The sequence below is a fragment of the Candidatus Hydrogenedens sp. genome, from assembly GCA_035378955.1.
In the GTDB taxonomy this organism is placed as follows: domain Bacteria; phylum Hydrogenedentota; class Hydrogenedentia; order Hydrogenedentales; family Hydrogenedentaceae; genus Hydrogenedens.
The window spans coordinates 1-4,922 of record DAOSUS010000122.1; the positions used below are offsets into that span (position 1 = coordinate 1).

Consider the following 4,922-nt stretch of genomic DNA (forward strand, 5'->3'; position numbering starts at 1 on the left):
AATGTAGATGAAGCGTCCCCGCTTCGGGTAGTTTTGCGTCCCTCATTCCTGCATTCGTGGCGGTCTTGCCAGACGCGCGGTCTTGCCAGACGGGCGGTCTTGCCAGGCAGGCAGGTTTATGGGGCGGATGGGACAAAGGAGACACATAGGACACATGGGACATTAACAGCCAAACTATGCTTTACCCCGTTCTAACCTCGCCCGCATGGCCAGTGCCCCTGATAATAAAATTTCCTGTAGGGGCGATTGACCAATCGCTCTATTATCCCAATGGAAAAAATCGCCTTATTATCCCGACAGGGAAATCTGTATTTCGTTAATGCCCTATCAATATCGCAAATTCCCGTTATAAAATTGATATGCAATTACATTGTTAGGGCGAAACATGTTTCGCCCATACATTATTTTGCCTTTGCCGATATTTATGTCCCCGCATCCGGGTGTTTAATCCGTCATACAATCCTTTTATTTATGGCGGTCTTGCCAGGCAGGCGGTCTTGCCAGGCGGGCGGTTTTGCCAGGGGGGCGGTCTTGCCAGGGGGGCGGGTTTATGGGACGAAGGGGACATAGGGGACACATAGGACACATAGGACACATGCGACAGATGAGACGGAAAGGAATGAACAAGTCGGAGAAAATGTATAAGACGGAGGGGTTGAAGGGGGAACATGGGACAGATGAGATGGAAAGGAATGAACAAGTCGGAGAAAATGTATAAGACGGAGGGGTTGAAAGGGGGACATGGGACAGATGAGACGGAAAGGAATGAACGAGTCGGAGAAAATGTATAAGACGGAGGGGTTGAAGGGGGGACGGATAAGATGAACGGGACGAATGGGACGGAGAGGACGCAGGGGGCGAATGGAACACATGGCACGGAGGACATGCATAGGATAAGGGGACACACGGGACATAGTAGACGAATGAGATGGAGGGGATTAGATGAAAAATTTTCCTTATAGAAGGATAAATCTGTTAGTTATATTTTTTAGGTGTTTATATTATATTTCACCGCCTACAGCCCAACCGAAGTTCTGTGCCAATCGTTTCATAAAACCTAATTTCTTTTTGGGTTCGATGGCGGGTGCTTGATAGAAAAGGCGTTGGGATATTGCTTCTACACAACGACTTGCAGGGGCATTGGGATAGGTAATAAAGAAGGGCTGACTTTGCATAATGGACTGGTTCACATGGGTATCGCGGACGATATGTCCCAGATAAATTAATCCACGCCCTAAGTATTGTTGAGCCACATTTGTTAATTTGGTTGCCACGGCTTGTGCCTGTGCGGAGTTAATTACCATGTTTACAATCAATTTTATAACGGCATCACTTCTTTGATAATGGATAGTTTTCAGCATAGCATAAGCATCTACAATTGAAGAGGGTTCCGGTGTGGTTACTAACAGTACCTCATCGGCAGATGTGCAAAATGAAACCGTGTTTTTGCCAATTCCTGCCATAGTATCTAATAGTAAGAAATCACTTCGTTCACAGAGCGACATTAACGCTTCAACCAGTCGGTCACGGTCACGGTCTACAAGGTCTGCAATGCGAGATAGCCCTGACGAGCCTGGGACTACTTCCAGACCTAAAGGTGCCTTTATGACTACTTCTTCTAATGTTTTCGTCCCTTCAATTACATGCGCCAGATTATAAAACGAGTGCAGACCCATTAAAACCTCGACATTGCCTAAACCTAAATCGGTATCTACAAGAACTACACGGGCTCCTTGTGTGGCTAAAGCCAGAGCCAGATTTACACTGACACTGGTCTTCCCTACACCTCCTTTTCCACTTGTGATAGCAATCACTCGACATTGTTTTTTTGTCTGTCCTGCCAATTTCCTTAATTTTTCTGCCTGGTCAGCCACGATTTCTTTTTCCTTCTATTAATAATTCAACAATTCCGCCCGGAGTTGCCAGAGTAAAATCGTCCGGGACATTTTGTCCATGTGTCAGGTAACCCACAGGCAAACCTGTTTCTAAAATCAAACTTATCATAGAGCCAAAACGGCGGGTTTCATCTAATTTTGTAAAAACAAGACTTGTCGGGTTGAGAGAAGAAAAGCCGGCTACACTGTATCTCAAATCCTCTAACGGTGTGTGTGCTCCGAGAACAAGCATCGTTTCATACGGTTTTATTATCTGTAATATTTCACGAAGTTCTTTGACCTGCCGTGTATTGAAAGGGCTATTGCCGGCTGTATCTAAAAATATCAGGTCATATTTTGAATATTCCTGCATTGTTTCCCATGCGGTTTTCTTGTCATCAATAATTTTTAGAGGAACACCAATGATTTGTGCGTAAATTTTTAATTGTTCTGTTGCACCGACACGGTAGGTATCTGTGGAGGCAAGGGCTACCCGCACTTTCTCATGAATGGCAAAATGAGCCGATATTTTTGCCAACGAGGTTGTTTTTCCAACACCTGTGGGTCCACAAAAGACAATCCATCGAGGGACACCACTACAAACCGGGATGCCATTGGTGGTAATAATTCGTTTCCTCAATTCCAGAGCCAAGCGTTCGATAAATATTTTAGGGTCGCGAGCATGTTCCGGGCTCATATTTTGAAGGACCGTATGTATCAAATCCGCAGACAATCGTTTGGACATTCCTTGCTGGACAAGGTCTTTATAAAAAGGAATTATTTCATTGGGTATTCCTGTGGGTGCAGTTTCTACAGACATGACCTGTAAAAGTTCTCGAATTTCTCGTAATGCTTTTGCAATATCTTCTCGGGGTGGGGCTTCTTGTAATTTCTCTTTAGGGAAAGGAACCACAGGTGTTTCTGCTTCGCCGGAAACCTTTGCTTTTTGGGGAATTGTGCTTTCTACTTCAGTAATGGGTTTTTGCTTCAATCGTTGTTGTGTTTCACGAATGATACGCTCAAATTCTTCGATTTTTTTCTTCTTTGTCTCGTCCTCTGTAACCGTTGAAGTAGAATGTTCGAGATATTTCTTTTCAACAATGGATTTTTTTCGTTCTTCGGGCAAGTTTGTTTCTGGCACCGAAACGGTTACTTCATAAGTTTTTTGTCCGAACCAGCCCCGTATCCCTTTTTCATACACTTCTTGTGTCCCAACAACAATAGCCTGTGGACCAAACAATTCATGGATTTTGTTGGCGACTTCGCTTAGATGTTTGCATCGTATTTTAAAAAACTTATTTCCCATTACACCTCGATTTGTCCTTCAATCTCTACTTTAACGGAACTATCTATTTCATTATACGAAAGAACGCGTATTTTTGGTAATTTCCGTTCTAAAATTCGGTATAGGAAACGACGCACATTAGCCGTGCAAACGACAATAGGTTCATATCCTTCCAGCACAAGACGCTGAATGGCTTTGGCTGTATTTTCACAAATTTGTTGGGAACGTTGAGGTGAAACGGGGATATATTCTCCCCCTTCTCCTCTTTTTACAGCATCTAATATTTCCTGTTCCAGCGAGGGGGAAAGGGTAACAATTCGTAGTTTATTATTTTCATCTACAAGTGGTGCGCAAATAGTTCGTGCCAAAGCATGACGGACATATTCGGTTAACACATCGGTATCTTTGGTCCTCGGTCCGTAATCACATAAAACCTCACATATAACCTCGAGATTACGAATGGAAACACGCTCCCGAAGCAAATTCTGCAATACTTTTTGAACTTCACCATAGGAAAGGATATTCGGGACAAGTTCATCTACCACAGTAGGCGATGTTTGTTTTAACCGTTTTAACAGTCGTTGCACTTCTTCACGCGTTAATAATTCTCCTGCATGGGTAGAAAGAATTTCGGAAAGGTGTGTTGCCAGCACGGCGGAAGGCTCTACTACGGTATAGCCGGCACTTTCTGCTTGTTCCTTTTGACTTGCCGTCACCCATAAGGCTGGAAGCCCAAAAGCAGGTTCTGTAGTTTCAATCCCCTGTATATTCTCATCAACAATTCCCGGGTTCATGGCAAGGTAATGGTCAGGGAGTATTTCATAAGAGCCAACTGTGGCTTCACGAATTTTAATACAGTATTGGTTGGGTTTTAATAGGAGATTATCCACAATGCGAACGACAGGCACGACAAAACCCATTTGCACCGCCATTTGCTCACGGATTTTCTGAACCCGTGAAAGCAAATCCCCACCTTGAGAGCGGTCTGCTAATTTTATAAGAGCAAAACCCAATTCAACCTTAATAGGGTCAATGGTGAGCAATGCCTCGGCTCGTTCTGTGGGGCTTTCGGGCTTTTCTTTTGCTTTTTTGCTGATTTCTTCTTCCTGTTTTGCTTTTACTTCCTTTTCCCTTTGCACCTGAACCGACATATAGGCAATAAATCCGAGAACAAGAGCAACCATAATGAAAGGACCAAAAGGCATGCCTGGGACAATACCAAAAAGTGCCAACAAACCTGCAGCTACACCTAATGCTCGTGGATAGCGGCTGAATTGTATGGTAAAATCTGCACCTAAACTGTTCTCTTCGGATACGGTGCGTGTAACAACCAGGCCTGCAGCTGTCGAAATCATCAAGGCTGGTATTTGCGATACCAGACCATCACCAATGGTAAGTTGTGTATATATTCGGGCTGCGTCGGCTAAAGACATACCGTTCATTAAAACACCCATAACGAGCCCTACGGAGATATTGACAATAGTAATAATCAGCCCAGCAATAGCATCTCCACGAACAAATTTCGTAGCACCATCCATAGCCCCATAAAAATCTGCTTCCCGTTCAATATCGCGTCGTCGCTGTCGTGCTTGTTCTTCCGTTATCAGACCTGCATTCAAATCTGAGTCCACACCCATCTGTTTACCGGGCATTGCATCTAAAGTAAACCGTGCTGCGACTTCTGAAATACGGGTTGCACCGCGGGTTATCACAACAAACTGAATAACAACAAGTATGATAAAAATCACAATGCCTACAAAAAT

6 protein-coding genes are annotated in these 4,922 nt (G+C 44.0%); 3 read left to right on the top strand and 3 right to left on the bottom strand.

Features of this window, described 5'->3' with window-relative positions:
* The 3 genes from PLA12_14295 to PLA12_14305 all read left to right on the top strand — a co-directional run.
* The coding region (locus tag PLA12_14295) for a hypothetical protein (protein ID HOQ33659.1) at positions 1 to 195 on the top strand (195 nt) is incomplete at its 5' end.
* A 355-nt stretch (positions 196 to 550) separates the two neighbouring features.
* Positions 551 to 718, top strand: coding sequence for a hypothetical protein (locus PLA12_14300; GenBank protein HOQ33660.1), 168 nt, complete (start codon positions 551 to 553; stop codon positions 716 to 718).
* Positions 719 to 821: 103 nt separating this feature from the next.
* Positions 822 to 962 (top strand): hypothetical protein, encoded by a 141-nt coding sequence (locus PLA12_14305; protein ID HOQ33661.1) that lies wholly within the window; start codon positions 822 to 824, stop codon positions 960 to 962.
* A 39-nt stretch (positions 963 to 1,001) separates the two neighbouring features.
* On the opposite strand, the gene PLA12_14310 is transcribed toward PLA12_14305, so the two are convergent.
* The 3 genes from PLA12_14310 to PLA12_14320 form a co-directional block, all read right to left on the bottom strand.
* Complete coding sequence (locus PLA12_14310) at positions 1,002 to 1,874, bottom strand: MinD/ParA family protein (protein ID HOQ33662.1); 873 nt, start codon at positions 1,872 to 1,874, stop codon at positions 1,002 to 1,004.
* Positions 1,867 to 3,180, bottom strand: a complete 1,314-nt coding sequence (gene flhF, locus PLA12_14315; GenBank protein HOQ33663.1) for a flagellar biosynthesis protein FlhF — start codon at positions 3,178 to 3,180, stop codon at positions 1,867 to 1,869. The genes PLA12_14310 and flhF overlap by 8 nt, the downstream gene beginning before the upstream one ends.
* Positions 3,180 to 4,922, bottom strand: a 1,743-nt coding sequence (locus tag PLA12_14320) for a flagellar biosynthesis protein FlhA (protein HOQ33664.1), incomplete at its 5' end; no start/stop codon positions are given. The genes PLA12_14320 and flhF, both read right to left, overlap by 1 nt.